Origin of the sequence: Mesobacillus thioparans, from assembly GCF_965138835.1 — a bacterium.
Taxonomy (GTDB): Bacteria; Bacillota; Bacilli; order Bacillales; family Cytobacillaceae; genus Mesobacillus; species Mesobacillus thioparans.
Map to the genome: position 1 here is coordinate 225,898 of NZ_CBCSFH010000004.1, position 15,174 is coordinate 241,071.

General features: G+C 39.3%; 19 protein-coding genes. 5 read left to right on the forward strand and 14 right to left on the reverse strand.

Annotated features, from left to right (window positions below; all coding sequences use genetic code 11):
* Nucleotides 1-200 precede the first annotated feature (200 nt).
* Entirely contained in the window at nucleotides 201-1,427 is a 1,227-nt protein-coding gene (locus tag ACNAZ4_RS09755) for a phospholipase D-like domain-containing protein (RefSeq protein WP_415814118.1), read from the reverse strand.
* A 621-nt stretch (nucleotides 1,428-2,048) separates the two neighbouring features.
* Here ACNAZ4_RS09755 and ACNAZ4_RS09760 point away from each other — a divergent pair.
* Nucleotides 2,049-2,555 carry a DUF3189 family protein gene (locus tag ACNAZ4_RS09760; RefSeq protein ID WP_415814119.1) on the forward strand — a complete coding sequence of 169 codons (507 nt, stop codon included), beginning with the start codon at nucleotides 2,049-2,051 and terminating at the stop codon, nucleotides 2,553-2,555.
* A 170-nt stretch (nucleotides 2,556-2,725) separates the two neighbouring features.
* On the opposite strand, the gene ACNAZ4_RS09765 is transcribed toward ACNAZ4_RS09760, so the two are convergent.
* The 10 genes from ACNAZ4_RS09765 to ACNAZ4_RS09810 all read right to left on the reverse strand — a co-directional run bounded on the left by ACNAZ4_RS09765 (nucleotide 2,726) and on the right by ACNAZ4_RS09810 (nucleotide 8,876).
* Nucleotides 2,726-3,010 (reverse strand): hypothetical protein, encoded by a 285-nt coding sequence (locus ACNAZ4_RS09765; RefSeq protein WP_415814121.1) that lies wholly within the window; start codon nucleotides 3,008-3,010, stop codon nucleotides 2,726-2,728.
* 108 nt (nucleotides 3,011-3,118) lie between these two features.
* On the reverse strand, nucleotides 3,119-3,469 hold the full coding sequence (locus ACNAZ4_RS09770; RefSeq protein WP_415814122.1) for a cell division protein FtsK: 351 nt from the start codon (nucleotides 3,467-3,469) through the stop codon (nucleotides 3,119-3,121).
* Between the two features lie 74 nt (nucleotides 3,470-3,543).
* A complete protein-coding gene (locus ACNAZ4_RS09775; RefSeq protein WP_415814123.1) occupies nucleotides 3,544-4,083 on the reverse strand; it encodes a hypothetical protein in 540 nt (179 codons plus the stop codon).
* Between the two features lie 139 nt (nucleotides 4,084-4,222).
* Entirely contained in the window at nucleotides 4,223-4,468 is a 246-nt protein-coding gene (locus ACNAZ4_RS09780) for a hypothetical protein (protein ID WP_415814124.1), read from the reverse strand.
* 210 nt (nucleotides 4,469-4,678) lie between these two features.
* Nucleotides 4,679-4,930: a DUF4236 domain-containing protein gene (locus ACNAZ4_RS09785; RefSeq protein WP_415814125.1), complete on the reverse strand. Its 252-nt coding sequence runs from the start codon at nucleotides 4,928-4,930 to the stop codon at nucleotides 4,679-4,681.
* Nucleotides 4,931-5,113: 183 nt separating this feature from the next.
* Nucleotides 5,114-5,293 carry a hypothetical protein gene (locus ACNAZ4_RS09790; protein WP_415814127.1) on the reverse strand — a complete coding sequence of 60 codons (180 nt, stop codon included), beginning with the start codon at nucleotides 5,291-5,293 and terminating at the stop codon, nucleotides 5,114-5,116.
* A gap of 615 nt (nucleotides 5,294-5,908) precedes the next feature.
* Nucleotides 5,909-6,478: a GNAT family N-acetyltransferase gene (locus tag ACNAZ4_RS09795; RefSeq protein ID WP_415814129.1), complete on the reverse strand. Its 570-nt coding sequence runs from the start codon at nucleotides 6,476-6,478 to the stop codon at nucleotides 5,909-5,911.
* Between the two features lie 111 nt (nucleotides 6,479-6,589).
* On the reverse strand, nucleotides 6,590-6,946 hold the full coding sequence (locus ACNAZ4_RS09800; RefSeq protein WP_415814130.1) for a DUF952 domain-containing protein: 357 nt from the start codon (nucleotides 6,944-6,946) through the stop codon (nucleotides 6,590-6,592).
* A gap of 243 nt (nucleotides 6,947-7,189) precedes the next feature.
* Nucleotides 7,190-7,888 carry a SurA N-terminal domain-containing protein gene (locus tag ACNAZ4_RS09805; protein WP_415814131.1) on the reverse strand — a complete coding sequence of 233 codons (699 nt, stop codon included), beginning with the start codon at nucleotides 7,886-7,888 and terminating at the stop codon, nucleotides 7,190-7,192.
* Between the two features lie 157 nt (nucleotides 7,889-8,045).
* Nucleotides 8,046-8,876: a hypothetical protein gene (locus ACNAZ4_RS09810; RefSeq protein ID WP_415814132.1), complete on the reverse strand. Its 831-nt coding sequence runs from the start codon at nucleotides 8,874-8,876 to the stop codon at nucleotides 8,046-8,048.
* 301 nt (nucleotides 8,877-9,177) lie between these two features.
* Here ACNAZ4_RS09810 and ACNAZ4_RS09815 point away from each other — a divergent pair, with 301 nt between their 5' ends.
* From ACNAZ4_RS09815 to ACNAZ4_RS09825, 3 genes are all read left to right on the forward strand, one after another.
* The gene (locus ACNAZ4_RS09815; RefSeq protein ID WP_415814134.1) at nucleotides 9,178-10,191 is read left to right on the forward strand and encodes a serine hydrolase domain-containing protein; all 1,014 of its coding nucleotides are present in this window, start codon (nucleotides 9,178-9,180) and stop codon (nucleotides 10,189-10,191) included.
* Between the two features lie 21 nt (nucleotides 10,192-10,212).
* Complete coding sequence (locus tag ACNAZ4_RS09820; protein WP_415814135.1) at nucleotides 10,213-10,743, forward strand: hypothetical protein; 531 nt, start codon at nucleotides 10,213-10,215, stop codon at nucleotides 10,741-10,743.
* A 612-nt stretch (nucleotides 10,744-11,355) separates the two neighbouring features.
* Nucleotides 11,356-12,084 carry a TspO/MBR family protein gene (locus tag ACNAZ4_RS09825; protein ID WP_415814136.1) on the forward strand — a complete coding sequence of 243 codons (729 nt, stop codon included), beginning with the start codon at nucleotides 11,356-11,358 and terminating at the stop codon, nucleotides 12,082-12,084.
* 20 nt (nucleotides 12,085-12,104) lie between these two features.
* Here the strand turns inward: ACNAZ4_RS09825 and ACNAZ4_RS09830 are convergent, their stop codons facing one another.
* Entirely contained in the window at nucleotides 12,105-12,392 is a 288-nt protein-coding gene (locus tag ACNAZ4_RS09830; RefSeq protein WP_415814137.1) for a 2-acyl-glycerophospho-ethanolamine acyltransferase, read from the reverse strand.
* Between the two features lie 182 nt (nucleotides 12,393-12,574).
* On the opposite strand from ACNAZ4_RS09830, the gene ACNAZ4_RS09835 reads away from it, so the two are divergent.
* The gene (locus ACNAZ4_RS09835) at nucleotides 12,575-13,522 is read left to right on the forward strand and encodes a threonine ammonia-lyase (RefSeq protein ID WP_415814139.1); all 948 of its coding nucleotides are present in this window, start codon (nucleotides 12,575-12,577) and stop codon (nucleotides 13,520-13,522) included.
* Nucleotides 13,523-13,570: 48 nt separating this feature from the next.
* Here the strand turns inward: ACNAZ4_RS09835 and ACNAZ4_RS09840 are convergent, their stop codons facing one another.
* Nucleotides 13,571-14,179: an alpha/beta hydrolase gene (locus ACNAZ4_RS09840; protein WP_415814140.1), complete on the reverse strand. Its 609-nt coding sequence runs from the start codon at nucleotides 14,177-14,179 to the stop codon at nucleotides 13,571-13,573.
* On the reverse strand, nucleotides 14,176-15,117 hold the full coding sequence (locus ACNAZ4_RS09845; RefSeq protein WP_415814142.1) for a ring-cleaving dioxygenase: 942 nt from the start codon (nucleotides 15,115-15,117) through the stop codon (nucleotides 14,176-14,178). The genes ACNAZ4_RS09840 and ACNAZ4_RS09845 overlap by 4 nt, the downstream gene beginning before the upstream one ends.
* Between the last annotated feature and the right edge of the window lie 57 nt (nucleotides 15,118-15,174).

Consider the following 15,174-nt stretch of genomic DNA (forward strand, 5'->3'; position numbering starts at 1 on the left):
TGTTATAAGGTCATCCAGAAAAGTAGATATTTCTGGATGACCTTTTTCTATATCTATCCCCTGATACCGTGAAAGGATTGCTGCCCGAAATTATGGATATAGATCGGTACTGATCATAAAAAAGCTCGTTTATAGAATCAGTAAAATGATTTATTAAATATATGCATTGTACTCCTTCTTAAAATAAATACACCTAATTTTTACAAATAATACTCAATCATTTTTGCAAACTTTTCTTTCAGTTTTTCTTTTACAGTTAATTGATTGACGTCAGAAGATGTTATTCGCTTTGAATTTTGGATGTCTTCAGTGATTACTGACTTTATTTTAGAAATAAAAACAGGGTCATGGATATAACAGTTCATTTCTTCATTTAAATGAAACGAGCGCGAATCAAAATTTACGGTCCCTATCATCAATACATCTTTATCAATCAAGAATCCTTTACCGTGTATCACTCCCTTTTTATAACCGTATACTTCCATACCCTGTTGTAATGCTTTTCGAATATATGGATATGATGCCTCTTTAACTAATAGTGCATCCGAATGAGGTGAGAATAGAATTTTAACACGGACTCCTCTTTTTCTCGCATCCACTAATGCCTTCCAAATAGTTCTGTCATTTAGTATAAAATAGGGTGTGACTATAGTAATGGACTTTTTTGCTTGATGAAACAGCAATGCATAATCTTGCTCAAGTTTTTCTCCGCTATAATATGCAGTAAATCGATGCGAGGTTGCTCCCTTTTCCTTTCTTTCGCTGCTTATAGGAATCTGTTGCTCTGTGTTTTTCTTCCAGTCCAACACAAATTGACTCTCTAGATCCTGTACTCCTTCTCCTTGTATTTGAAGGTGATAATCCCTCCAGTGACCAAGTTTTTCTTTTTCCCCTAAATACTTCTTACCGATGTTAAATCCGCCAATATATCCTATCTTTCCATCAATAGTTGAAATACGGCGATGATTTCGATGATCTAAAGAAGCAAATATATAAGGAAAAGCAGGCTTATTATAATACTTAAAATGCACTCCTGCTTTAACCAATAATTCTCTTTCCTTTTTCTTTAGTAAAATTCCACCCAGCCTGTCCACTGCGTAATATACTTCTATTCCTTCCTGGCTTTTTTCTCTTAATAAATCCAAAAATTGATGACTAACTTTATCATCAGCAATAGAGAAAAAGTAGATATACACGTGGTGTTTTGCTTTCCTTATACCTGAGAATAATTGATTGTTTAACTGTTTCCCGTCTGTATATAAAGTAATATTACTTTGACGAATTGGGTATTGAATAGGCTGATGATCAAATACCTTCCCTTTTTCGGCTGTTGCTCTGTCGATTTTACCCCAAATAAACAAAACAGAACATGCGCCAATAAATACAATTAGGAGTATTCGAAAGATTTTAAGTATCTTTTTCAGCATACGTAATCTCCTTTATATATTATCGCTTTCTGTTAGTTTTTGTTATCGAGAGAAAACTATACCGTTTGCTTTCCAGGAAGCGGAAGTTTCGTAATAATTGCTGTACTGTTAATTCCCCTTATTATCTTAAGCTCTGCCTTTTAACTTGAAAAACATAGTTTCAGCATAAAAAATATGATCGAGTGGAATGATAAGGTACATAAAATCAAATTATTCGTTCTGCTAATAATACATATAACGTACAGGTAAGTGAGTGAAGTGGAGGATTTTTTATACTATCTTTCGAAAGAGTATTCGGTTTCTAATTATAGATAGTATCCATTTAATAATTTGTGTCACCCTAACAATAAGAGGAGCGCGGAAAGGGGCTTCCGACAACCTATTATTAATACTATTGCCGCAAGGATTAGTTTATTTTTATCAATGTTTGTACTTATCGTTACCTTTCGGCCAGGATATTTATTGGTTTATTTTAGGGGAAGAACCCAAACCGTTCTTGATGCATCTTTAAAAACGCAAATAAAGGCTTATAGCACTAGTAAATATAAGTTGGCGTTTATCCAATAAAAAACTACTCTGATTTTCTTTCATGAATTAGGTAATTAGAAAGGATGATAATTGGTGATCTATATATATGATGATTACGCTGGAACACATAGTACTGCAATAGCTGCAGCATATCATTTAAAAAAATTGCCTACGGACCGAAAACTTTCTAAAGAAGAGATTTTGAATATCGACTATTTTAATAAATTAACAAAAGATGATTTTGGAAAACTTTTCTTTCATGGGTTAGATGAAGAAGGAAATTCAGTTTATACTATTGGAAGAAAAAGGAGTAAACTAGTTGTACCAGCTTTAGGGAATCTTTTCTTATTACTGCAAAACAAAGGTAACAATCAAGAAAGGATTATCTTCTCGAATACATCGCCAACTGTTCCATTTGCAATGACCATGGGGGGTTTCTTCTCAAGGGGAATAGGGTTAGACTTTATTGGAGTACCATTATTAATCGCAGGGGCAAAACAGAGTAGCAATAATATTTATAATTTGGTTGAGTATACTAAACTGAGAGGTAAATCTTCCGATGAAAAAATAATCATATTGGAAAATAAGAATTTCAAATAAATAGTAACAACTTCGTTACTATTTACGTATAGGATTCGAAACAACTAATAAAATTTTAAAAAGGGTAGCATACATCGCAGCAAATTTAGAGATGACAATAGTACTGGTATATGCTGAGTTCTTAGATGCTTTAGGAAAAATTGAAGAGCAGTTATCTCTTACCCATATTGTCATTTTGTATTAAAAGATTCCATTGCCTCTTGAGAAATGTACCCCGAATAAATATTTGTAATAGGGTCTGGCATTGAATGATTTACGCGGAAATAATAACCGATCTTCCATTTATCTTTAGTTTTTTCTAAATGAACATGAATATTCCTTGTATTCTTAGTACCGGTTTCCAATACTGTCGTTTCTACTAGCGCTTGGGCAAAATCCCCGTTATCAACGCTAGGTTCAATCGTTAGTATGTCGAAAGATGATAAATAGGAATTCGTATTGTTATGATTCTTCACTCATAAAAACCTCTTCATTTCCCTCTTTAATTTTTTAGTAATTCCCTTAACCAAGCACGAAGCAGTAACCCTTCCTGGTTTTTCGTACCAAATATTTTAAAGCTCGTATTATACTATAAGCTTATGGACTATGCCCCTTAAATACATAAATAAACCTATTAAAGCCAAACAAAAACCTATGAAAAATGTCCATGGATTATCTTCTTTTTCTCGATCAAAAGTCCCATATGTCATGAAACAAAAGATGATTGTTATAATGGGAAAAGCTACATAAATGGGACCAAAGGCAAATGACGCCCCACCCATAAACATTGATATGATCCCAAAAGGGTTTTGTCCCTTAATACGATTTATATATTCCCGGTCCGCTTGTGAAATCCCCTCGTTACCTTCACAATATAATCTCTCTTTAAGTTTTGTAAATCCAAAAATGTCACTTACTTTTTTAAAGAATGTCATAAGTCCCCCTTACATTTTTTCAACTCTAGCACCTTCTATGTGTAATTATATTTATTTCTTCACAAATTATATTTTTACATTTCAGCAATTACATTACCTACTTCGTCTAAGAAAGATATTTTAATATTATTGAAGTTATCTTTATTCTCGTTCATCATTAACCAGATTCCAGTTTTATCGTTAAGCATAATAATATCTGCATCATGTCCATTTACTTTTATGGTCTTTATTTCATTAACTATATTCCTTGGTATGACTGCATGTAAAAGAATATCTCCATTCCCATCAACAACAGTTGAATATGAGTCACCTTCATTTCTATTGTCAGAATAATATGTTCGTTTCCAACCAAATACCTCTTTTTCAAACTGAACTATAGAAACTTTATCACTAACTTCAAATATTACAAATGTAGAATGACCTTTTCTGTAAAACTTTTTATCACCAATTTCTTTCTGAACAACTTCCGTTTTAAATTCGCTGTTAATGTACCTTTCGAAGGCTTCATCGACAGTTTTAGAACTTTGACTGACCGTGTCTGCAATTGCAAATATTGCATATATTAAAATGATCGTTGCGCCAATAATTAAGGTTACTTTTTTAGATTTCCCCATACAACCCTTTACCTCCATCCTCATTCTAGTCTTACTCTTGAACTTTCGAAGCAACCTGTTTCATTCGTTCAATGAGGATTTCAACAAATTGATGGTTAATCGATTCCGGGACCATCGCACCTTCTGATTTATCGGTAATCTAACCAGCAATTCCCTTGGCTAGCAATAGGAAAAATACAAAAACCAACACTCCCCCATTCATCAATCCACCCACTATTATTAAAAACCACTTCTTAGATAGCACCGCAAATACAATACCCAGTAGCGAAAGTGACCCTAAAATGATTATACCTATCAGCATATTCGCATTAGGTCCTCTTAAAATTAAAAATGAAACAAAACTGGTTATAGCCATTAGAATAGAAAGGATTCCAAACTTATTCATTACATCACCCCTATAATAGTTATAATTTCATTACACTACTAGAGTTTGGGCTCATTTCATTTAAGGATTGCTTCTGCGTTTGTTGGATAAGGCATTCTATAAAAAAAAAGTGCCTAATCCTCCTGAACCACCGCACCATTTAGAGGAAGTTCTCCTGATTCAATGTCTACGCATGCAGCCAATTATGATAAAACTTCTCTAACCTCTCAACTACACTTGTAGGGCGGTATACCCTTGTTCCGCAACTTCTGCCGGTCCCTCTAGCGCATTCCGTCTCTTATAGGCATCCGTCCTATACGATTTTAAACTGGATGTCGACGAATAGGAAACACCGCTGCCGGGAATCCCCTCAGTCGACGTCTTTCTCCCGCTGCTGTGAACCGAGTACCGCAATTCTCTCCTGCCGAAACTCAACCCGACGCTACCTTGAAACTCTTCCGAAAACGCAAAGACATATTCCAATCCGCCCCTTTTGTAAGTCCAGTTAGTAAAAGAATACCATAAAGCAGGTTTGTTTTTTACATTTAATTTCCAACCGAAGGAAAGAATGGCTGATCATGTTTCACCTTCCACCTGGATATTTTTGAATGAATGTGCATTTATGCCTTAAGAGTGTGCAATTCCCCCCTGGAGCATTTAATTTTGTCATCTGAGTGACTTTGGGATCTCTACTCCATCAAGTTCTTTTTCTTCTGTTGTCAAAAGAATCCTATCAACTTGGTCAATTTTAAGTACATCTCCTAAGTCTTGCTCACGGTATGTGTAGAAAGTAAAAATTACAACAACGAGAATGATTAGTGCGGCAATTAGTACATATTTCTTCAACACAATACCCCCTCACCTACTAAGTTTCTTCAACATTACTGCCCCTTAAGTTACAAAAGAAGTTCAACAAAAAAGAGCTTTAATCCTTCAAGGATCAAAGCACTCGTAAGTTGAACTATAGAATAGAACCTTCACTAAGATATAGCCAGAAAGGATAGATATATACATAGAGCTGATGCAGATAATAAGATGACAAAAGTTAAACGGTTACTCCTAAGTTTAATTCCATATGCACAAAAAAAGATAGCGGCGGCCAATTTGGAGAAACTTTGATAATAAGCATTATTTGCAAAAAATGCACTGCTAAAAATTATTGAAATAAGCAAAGTTATAGAGATTAGGATTTTAAACCATAAAGGCTCTTTTAGGAATTGTTTAATCATAAATTTAACCCGCAGCATGCTTATAACTCCTCTTTGAGGAACTTTTAATATTAGTTAAGATATGGTGAATTTTACAAAATAGAACTTCCCTTGATGTAAGGTCGAACATTGAAATGAGTTGAACAGAAATGTTCCTCCACTATCCTGCATCAATAGTTCAATAAGGGATTCAACAAAAAGGGTGCTTAATCCTTACTGGATCAACGCACCCTTAGTTGAATTAAGAAAAAAATCAATTCGCATTTTTTATATAGTCTTCATGAAGAAGACCGTAAACCGCACAATCTTTATAATGATTCTTGGCATTGCGAATCATATGCTTAAACGTTCCTTCTTGCACCATTCCAACTTTCCGCATAATCTTGCCAGAGGCTGGATTGTCAGTATTATGTGCTGCTGATATTTTGTGAATGTTCATATGTAAAAAGCCAAATTGAATGACAGCTCTCAATGCTTCAGTTCCATACCCATTGTTCCACCATTTGTAACCGATTGAATAACCTACTTCACAATTCTCAGTCATGCTATCAAAATTGAAGAGATCAATAGCTCCAATCAATTCACCACTTGCTTTCAGCTCTATACCCCAATAACAGAAATCTTGTGAATCATACTTACTTACGATCTCGTTTACCCTCTCAATTGTTTCCAATACAGACTTGTGTGCCCCTTTTATAAGATTATCCATTACGCGATCATCTGAAAGCCAATGATCAAATACACTTTGAGCATCTGAAAGTTCAATTTTTCTTAGAACTAATCGATCTGTTTTTAGTAATGGTGTACCTAAATAATTTATCATTTTCTCACCCACCTAACCAATCATATTAATTAACAATTCTGCCTCGTTAGTTCAAAAACAAATTCGATAAAAAAAGCCGTTAATCCTCTCTGAATCAACGCACCATTCAGCTTAAACAGAAATATGTTGTTGCAATTCTTTGTTAAGAATAAAATCCCCTTGTTCGCTTTTTAGGAAGGGTAATACTGTATCAACTGAATCAACATTTAATTCACCATAAATATGGGGATATTTTATACCGCAATTATCATCATCTTCCCATTTAATATTTGCTTCAACTTTGCTTGAGTCAATGCAAAGAAGCAACAAAGGTTCATCTATATCATTAAAATTAGGAGCAACTCTCCAAAAATTATCAATAGAAGAACAGTGAATAAAACCAAAAGCCTCAATTGATTCCCTGCCGAATTTAGAGTTTTCCTTAACTTTATCCCACTTACTTTTGGTCAAACAATGCAAGATAATCATCTTTTCGCCTCATTTGCATTTTTTAAATTTCAGAAAAAAAACTTTCTTGAAAAACAGACTTTTTTAAGCCTTGTTTATCTGGAACGTAGTGTAATTTTAAACTAAAGTGTTTGAGTGGTAAATATCCAATAATGTATGCAGTAGACTTTGCAGTTCGACTAAGGCTGCTAAACCGTCCCTATATCCATAAAAAAGAGGATAGACAAATGTCTATCCCCCACTTAAAATCCCGCGGCATGAATCCTACGCATTATGGATTTTCACTTTATCTTCATTGTCTTTGCGGATCTTTTCCACGAGCTTGGTGACTTTTTCATCTTTCTTTTGTGCAAGGACTTGCTGCTCAAGCTGTGGTTTGATTTTTTCTAGTTCTTCCGGCTTTTGCTTCTGGCCTTCGGCTTGTTGCTTGTATTGATCATACAATGCCTGGATTTCTTCATCGGATGCTTCTACCTTGCCGATCTTGCTGTCCAGATATTGTGTGACGGTCATTTGCTTTTTAAGCTGGCCTTTAAGTTCTTTCTCGGAAAGCTTGTTCTTTTTCAAAGCTTCTTCATACTGTTTTTCATCTTCGAAGTTGGTTTTGATCTTTTCCAATTCTGCATCGATTTCTTTTTGTTCAACGGAGATGCCGTCCTTCTCAGCTGTCTGGAGAAGCAGCTCCGCATTGATCATTTGGTCCAGAACAGACTTTTCAAGCTGTTCCTTCATCTTGCTGTCCATCTGATCTGCCGGCATGCCTTGCTGTTCGTAAGAAGCCTTCATGGCATCCAATTCTTTTTTATATTCTTTTTTTGAAATACCTTTTCCATCTACTGTTGCAACTAAATCTTCTTTATTTTCTTTTTCAGCATTCCCTTTCGAGCTATCATTGCTGCATGCGCCAAGCACTAGAACGGCGATGCTCAAGAAAAGAACGCCTGTTAAAAATCGCTTCATCATAAACAAACTCCCCTTTCAACCAACATGTCCGTCATACTACCATATTTCGCGACTGAATAGAAGGCTTTAAAGGAAATGACATAATATTGTAATAAAATGATCGGTAAAATAGTCCCGAAATTCATATATAATAGTTCGGCTCCTACAGCACAACCAATCAGTCACCACTCAAAGGGAATAACGGATATTCCCACTGATGCGTACACTCTTCCAGCATATAATAGCCTCGCTCTTGATTCGGCACGATGCGGGTGCACTGCTGTCTTGGAATGGGTCCCTTGTCGCCTTCGCTAGTTACATCAATCCAGCTCTCACCGGTTGCTTCGTCATAACGCGATGTCAGCCGGTTTCCATTGACCATAATGGTGTGGCCGTTCTCCTTCTTCTCGACTATCTTCATGAACGTCTCGATCTCACCAGTGATGTCATCTACACGATGCCCTGGCTTGGACTGTCCAAGATGAACCTCTTTCATTCCCTTCCAGGCAGGAAAACGAATCGTGCTCTCCGTCACCCATTCAGCCATGTCCACACCGAGGATACCTTCCGCGTCCAAACCTGGATGTTCCGTTCCCTGTACAACCATGGTGATCGATTCATCCTCAAGCAAGTTGCCAATCAAACCAACCCTTGTCTTGTAAAAATGGTATTGGTACGTCGTTTCGCCCAGCGAAAAGAATCGGTATTCAATGACGACGGACTGGTTGTCCCACGGTGATTCAATATTCGTATAGTGATTTTCTATCACCAGAAGCATGAGTCCGTGAATCAGCATGGCCGGAACAATCACGACCACCCCAATGGCTGCAAACAATTTTCTGCGACCGGACGACCGATAAGCGGTGACCGCTAAAACTACCCCATTTACTGCCAAGGGAATCAAATACCCTGTTGGCTTCAAGAACAGAAAGAAGTATCCTGCCATATGCAAGACGACAAGCAATAAGTCCATACCCGCTAAAAACCATAATGCTCTTTTAGTGTTCATCGATTCTTCCCCGCTTTTATTTAAAAGGCTCTTTTCTCAAACTTTGTTGCTATTGTCTACAAAATAGAATTTAATCACCTAAGATTATTCACACAATTAACGCTTATGCTGAGAAAAGAGCTTGCAAACTTAGTACCGACATACAAAATGGCTATTACACGTTAAAATCGGCTTTAGGATTTTAACAACAATCTTTACAAAAACAGCCATTTAAAACATTCATCAATCCTGACCGTTAACATCCAACTTTGTCTATTTATGGTAACATAAAAGCAGGTCATATATGGCACTGGAGGATGAAATGAAGAATTTAGATCAGGTATTATCAGATATTCAAACGAAGGTCGATTTCTCAGGTACGGTTTTCGTCCAGCAGGAGAATGATCCGGCAGCAACTGCAAGCTTTGGTTTTTCCAATCGGGCTGATCAGGTAAAAAACAACACAGACACCCGTTTCGGCATCGCTTCTGGCTGCAAGCTTTTCACGGCGATTGCCATTTGCCAGCTTGTTGAGGACGGGAAGCTCACTTTTGATACGAGATTGAAAGATTGTGTTGATGTGGATTTCCCTCATTTCAGTGATGAAATTACGCTTCACCATCTGCTGACCCATACATCGGGAATTCCCGATTATTTTGATGAAGAAGTCATGGATGATTTTGAGGAACTTTGGGTGGAGAGACCGATGTACCACATCAGGAGCCTCAGCGATTTTTTGCCAATGTTCCAGAATGAACAGATGAAAGCCGCCCCCGGTGAATCTTTTCACTACAATAATGCGGGCTATATTTTACTCGGGTTGATTGTTGAACAGGCTTCCGAGAGAACATTCACTGAGTATGTCGAGGAACATATTTTCAAAAGAGCTGGCATGAAGGATTCGGGCTATTTTTCCTTTGATCAAATGCCAGCCAATACAGCGACCGGCTATATCGATCTTCCTGACGGGACATGGAAGACCAATATCTATTCCCTGCCGGTAAAAGGCGGTCCTGACGGCGGGGCCTATATCACCGTTAATGACATGGCCAAGCTATGGAAAGCACTCTTTGGGAAGCTTTTACTAAAAGAAGAGACTTTGGCCAGACTGCTCACTCCCCACGCGCAAGTCAACGAAACAGGCTTTCACGGATATGGAATCTGGATCAAAAAAGAACCCGGATATGCAGTAAAATACCATGTGATGGGTTACGACCCAGGAGTCAGCTTCCACTCCGCCTACTACCCAGAAACCGAGGCCACCGTAGTCGTCTGCTCCAACAAATCACAGGGAGCGTATGACATCATGGCAGCTGTGGAAAAGGAACTCATTTAATTCACTTACGTATGAATTTGCGTGATTAATAGAAGGTGGTGCTGCAAAATCGTTTCACGATGGAAAATCTATCAAGGCGCAATGATCACCATCCTGGTCATTCTCGCCTTCCTGGCAGACTTGTATAAGGACAATTTTTCAACCAATACCGGTGCATATCCCTACCTGCAATTTCTTTTAACAGCTTTATTCATGGCCGCTGTGTTAGGCTTGATTAGCGTGATCTTGTACTTTCAAACAAAGACAAGCCGAACATTTCTAATCCACCCGGCATGGGATAAAATGCATGTTATCGTGTTGTCAGTTTTATTTTTATCCATTGTCATTTTCATTAGCCTGGTCATTTTTACTCCATTGGCTTCTGTAGTGGAACACAGCCGCTGGATTCTGTATATCATTCTTTACTACTTTCTTTTTTTAGCCAGTGTTTTAACCTTATCGCTTGTTCATAAAAATAATAAAAGTTTAGGGAATCAACAAAAAATCAGATCATCATTTGTTTGGACATTATTGATCCTATTGCTGGTGATATTCTTCCTTCCTGGATTGTAGCCGTAAATAGATAAAGAGGATAGCTCAGTGGCTATCCTCTTTTGTATACACATATCATAAGCCTGCGCTCATTCAGGGTGCATGCCAAATCACGCAAGGATTTTTCTCTACATCAATGTTGAATTCTTTCAAGAACGATGACCTTATAATGCTTTTATTTTTAGCAAGGTCATGTAATTTAAGATTGTTCTAATAAATAGCCGGAGGAATTCCGCTTATTTAGGAAAATAGTTGTAAACTTGCTGAAATAGCCGGAGAAATTCCGCTTATTTTATTCTAAACCGCGAAAATTGAAGACTTTTAATTGAATAGACGGAAAACCTCCGCTTATTTCCGCTTAAAATAACTTCATTTTAAAAATAATCGGAAAACTTCCGCTTATATTTTACTCTTCGTCTTTTACGCAGTTAAACCATCATCTTTTATCCCTGACAACAAAGTTTACGAGAACAGCTTAATTTTTGTTTATCCACCAAGAACACACACGGAACAGAGGGACAGTGATGTGCACCAATAAGTTTTATTCCCTTCCCTGAAGGCTAAATGTAGTTATGCACTTACTTGTTGTGGAATAGTATGAACAAAATACTAAAAATGAAAGCTGGGATGAGGATGGGACGATTTCTTTTGATTCTGCTTGCCACGATCGTTGTGGTCGTGGTCAATGCGCTTGCGAATATTCTGCCGATCAACGGGCAGAACACCGGGGAAATTTCGAATAGACTGGATGTGTTATTTACTCCAGCTGGATATGTTTTTGGTATCTGGGGATTGATTTATTTTTTATTGTTTATTTGGACAATCAGGCAGTTTCCGGCTTCACGAAGGAATTTGCCAGTCTACCAAAAGTCCACTCCGTTTTATGTGCTAAGCTCTGTCCTCAATACCGCCTGGATTCTTTTATGGCATTACGAGTTTTTCCTATTGACGGTTTTTGTGATGATCGGTTTGCTGCTGACACTTATCAGGCTTTATCAGCTGATCAAAAATGAAGAACATTCTTTTTGGGATCTGCTCCCTTTTTCTGTCTACCTCGGCTGGATCAGCGTCGCCACCATTGCCAATATCAGCTATTACTTGAAATATATCGGCTGGAATGGCTTCGGTCTAACCGATGTTGCCTGGACACTGACCATGCTCGTGGTCGCAACACTTCTGGCGATTTACTTTCACTATAAAAATGAGGACCGCATCTATCCACTGGTCTTCATCTGGGCGTTCATCGGAATCGGTGTTAAAAACGCTGCCGCCCATCCGTTAGTAAGCACCACTTCCTATGTCTTATCTGCCATCATCTTGATCACGATTTTATTCGGACTGTTCAGGAAACGTGGACACTAGCCATCGTTTCAGGACCCCAGCTAAGGTGCGGATCGAAAAAATTCATCCATAAAATCCATGATGATGGCATAGCTGAAAAGACCAATCGGCATAAGATTGACAATCAAAACAAAGATCCTTTTCAGTAATTTCTCTTTGCTGAACATCGAAATGATGCTGAATGGGATGCCAACCAAGGTAAGGATAAATGCCAGGGATCCGAACTCTCTAGGCAAAGATGTGTAAATGGACAGAGGAATCACAATGATTGCAGTTATCGCGATAAAGAATGACATGTTCGTGAAAATTTTAAGCTCTTTCCTTTTCAAGTGATTCACCTCTTTCTTCCTTATATAATCATCTCATATTGGATTCTATCTTTTAAATGATTTTATCGCTTCCCTTCATGCCTCCGTTTAGAAGGATATTCAAAGTTGGTATTGAATAGAGATAGAAAGAATAAGATCTTGTCAGCAGATTAATGGCTGTGAAAACAAAGGGGGAATTACATATGATCTCATTAAATGAAGTGAAGGAAGCACGGGAACGGATTAGCGACATCATTCATGTAACACCTATCCTAAAATCGGACCAGCTCTCGAGCCTATGCGGCAACCAGATTTTTTTCAAATCAGAGCACTTGCAAAAGACTGGCTCGTTCAAGATCCGCGGCGCCAGCAATAAAGTGAAACAAGCCGTCGAAAATGGCGCAAAGTATGTAACGGCAGCTTCCTCGGGCAATCACGGCCAGGCAGTGTCCTATGTGGCGAACAAATATGGAGTGCCGGCAACGATTGTCGTTCCAGAGGATATCAGCCAATGCAAAATGAACGCCATCAAAGCCTACAATGGCAAAATCGAAATATGCGGCACTACATCTGCGGAGCGGCTGCCAAGGGCCAAGGAAATCGCCGAGCAAGAAAATGGCGTATTCATCCCTCCATATGACGACCCGTTTATCATGGCTGGTCAGGGAACGGTGGGATTGGAGATCCTGGAACAAGTACAGGATGTCGATGCGGTGATTGTTCCGATCGGCGGCGGCGGCCTTCTTTCAGGGATACTCACTGCGATAAAAGAGACCAACCCAAAAATCAAAGTGATCGGGGTAGAACCCGAGATTGCCAATGATACGCATCTGTCACTTAAAAACAAGGAAATCACCTCGATCCCAGCCACCTCAACGATTGCTGATGGTCTGAGGAGCAGCCAGCCTGGTGACATGACCTTTCCTGTCCTGATGAAATACCTCGATGACCTTGTCCTGGTCAGCGAAGAAGAAATCCGCCACGCCTTCAGCTTCGTTTTGGAACGAATGAAACAGCTGATCGAACCATCAAGTGCGACAACAGTCGCAGCTGCCATGCACAACAAATTGCCTTTTACCGATAAAAAAGTGGTGACCGTCATTTCGGGTGGGAACGTGGATTTGGGGAAGATTTATGGTCTAATTAGTTAAAAAGGGAAATGGGGACGGTTTTCCCGTCCCCAAAGTTACTTTCTGCTCTTATTTCTCACGACCAAGGTACCACTGCGCCGCAGCTTCAACTTCCTCTCGCGTCAACTGATGGCCTCTATTTTCCCAATGAAGCTCCACATCGGCACCAGCCTTCTCCAGCAGGGATTTCAGTTCTTCAGATTCACTTGGCGGGCAGATTGGATCATTCGTTCCTGCCGCAATGAATACCGGTGTTCCTGTAAGATCCGGCAGTTCGATGCCCCTTCTCGGCACCATTGGATGGTGGAGGATGGCTCCCTTCAGGGCATTTTGATAGTGGAACATCAGGCTTGCTGCGATATTCGCTCCGTTTGAATAGCCGACTGCAATCACATTGTTACGGTCAAAGCCGTATTTTTCAGCTGCTTCATCAAGGAATTCATTCAATTCCTTCGTCCGGAAAATGAGATCCTCTTCGTCAAACACGCCTTCTGCCAGCCTCTTGAAAAACCTTGGCATTCCATTTTCCAATACGTTCCCGCGGACACTTAAGACCGAGGCTTCATCATCAATCATTCCTGCCAGAGGCAGCAGGTCCAATTCATTGCCTCCTGTGCCGTGAAGCATTAATAATGTTGGTTTTGTTGATACCTTACCTTTGTTGAATATATGTTTCATTGTTTATCTCCCTCCAAAACACGTGACTCCACTTGTGGAAGCTTGTGCTCTAATTCTTCCCTTTTTGACTCGAGCCATGACGGCAGCATCAGTTTTTTTCCGAGTTCATCCGCCGGCTCATCCACCGCAAAGCCAGGTTCATCGGTCGCAATTTCAAAAAGAATGCCCCCGCCTTCATGAAAATACAGGGCCTTGAAGTAGTTGCGGTCGAGAATCTCTGTTGGGTAAAATCCCTTCTCCACGAGAAGCTCTCTCCACCTTTTATGGTCCTCTTCATCTCTTGCTCTCCAGGCGATATGATGGACCGTTCCTGCTCCCATCAATCCGCGCACCGAAGGAGTGAGCTTGATGTCGATTCTGTTGCCAATCTCTGATTTGAACCTAAGGAAGCTCTCTTCCTGGCCAACAGGCTCAAGTCCAAGAATATCCTCAAGTACTTCCGCCGTTTTATTCGGCTGTGCTGAAATCAATGTCGCTCCGCCAAACCCTTTGATCGCCACCTCAGAAGAAACGCCTCCAAAGCTCCAGGGATTCTTGGCCCCATCATTCCGTTCGACCAGTTCAATTTCAAGCCCGTCAGGATCCTGGAACTGCAAATAAATTTCGCCATAACGGACATTCTGAATGAACCTGACTCCAAATTTTTTCAACCGATCCTTCCAAAAAGCGATAGATCCAGCGGGAATGACATAGCTGGTCACACCCACCTGTCCGGTGCCAATCCGCCCATTCATCTGGTTTTCCCATGGGAAGAAGGTAATGACGGTTCCAGGATCCCCGGCTTCATTGCCAAAATAAAGATGATACACCTCCGGACGGTCAAAGTTAATCGTCTTTTTCACAAGCCTGAGTCCTAATACGCCAGCATAAAAATCAATATTCCGCTGCGCATCGTTGACCATGGCCGTAATATGGTGGATTCCTGTTGTCTTTTGCATTTCTTTTCACCCCTTCTCCCATCGGAAACTACTTGAGCCTTACGATTTCAAAAACCC

Bases quoted from the DNA above. Each gene is read 5' to 3' on its own strand.
- ACNAZ4_RS09755 (WP_415814118.1), bottom strand. From the start codon at position 1,427: ATGCTGAAAAAGATACTTAAAATCTTTCGAATACTCCTAATTGTATTT.
- ACNAZ4_RS09770 (WP_415814122.1), bottom strand. From the start codon at position 3,469: ATGACATTCTTTAAAAAAGTAAGTGACATTTTTGGATTTACAAAACTT.
- ACNAZ4_RS09775 (WP_415814123.1), bottom strand. From the start codon at position 4,083: ATGGGGAAATCTAAAAAAGTAACCTTAATTATTGGCGCAACGATCATT.
- ACNAZ4_RS09780 (WP_415814124.1), bottom strand. From the start codon at position 4,468: ATGAATAAGTTTGGAATCCTTTCTATTCTAATGGCTATAACCAGTTTT.
- ACNAZ4_RS09795 (WP_415814129.1), bottom strand. From the start codon at position 6,478: ATGATAAATTATTTAGGTACACCATTACTAAAAACAGATCGATTAGTT.
- ACNAZ4_RS09800 (WP_415814130.1), bottom strand. From the start codon at position 6,946: ATGATTATCTTGCATTGTTTGACCAAAAGTAAGTGGGATAAAGTTAAG.
- ACNAZ4_RS09805 (WP_415814131.1), bottom strand. From the start codon at position 7,888: ATGATGAAGCGATTTTTAACAGGCGTTCTTTTCTTGAGCATCGCCGTT.
- ACNAZ4_RS09810 (WP_415814132.1), bottom strand. From the start codon at position 8,876: ATGAACACTAAAAGAGCATTATGGTTTTTAGCGGGTATGGACTTATTG.
- ACNAZ4_RS09815 (WP_415814134.1), top strand. From the start codon at position 9,178: ATGAAGAATTTAGATCAGGTATTATCAGATATTCAAACGAAGGTCGAT.
- ACNAZ4_RS09825 (WP_415814136.1), top strand. From the start codon at position 11,356: ATGGGACGATTTCTTTTGATTCTGCTTGCCACGATCGTTGTGGTCGTG.
- ACNAZ4_RS09835 (WP_415814139.1), top strand. From the start codon at position 12,575: ATGATCTCATTAAATGAAGTGAAGGAAGCACGGGAACGGATTAGCGAC.
- ACNAZ4_RS09840 (WP_415814140.1), bottom strand. From the start codon at position 14,179: ATGAAACATATATTCAACAAAGGTAAGGTATCAACAAAACCAACATTA.
- ACNAZ4_RS09845 (WP_415814142.1), bottom strand. From the start codon at position 15,117: ATGCAAAAGACAACAGGAATCCACCATATTACGGCCATGGTCAACGAT.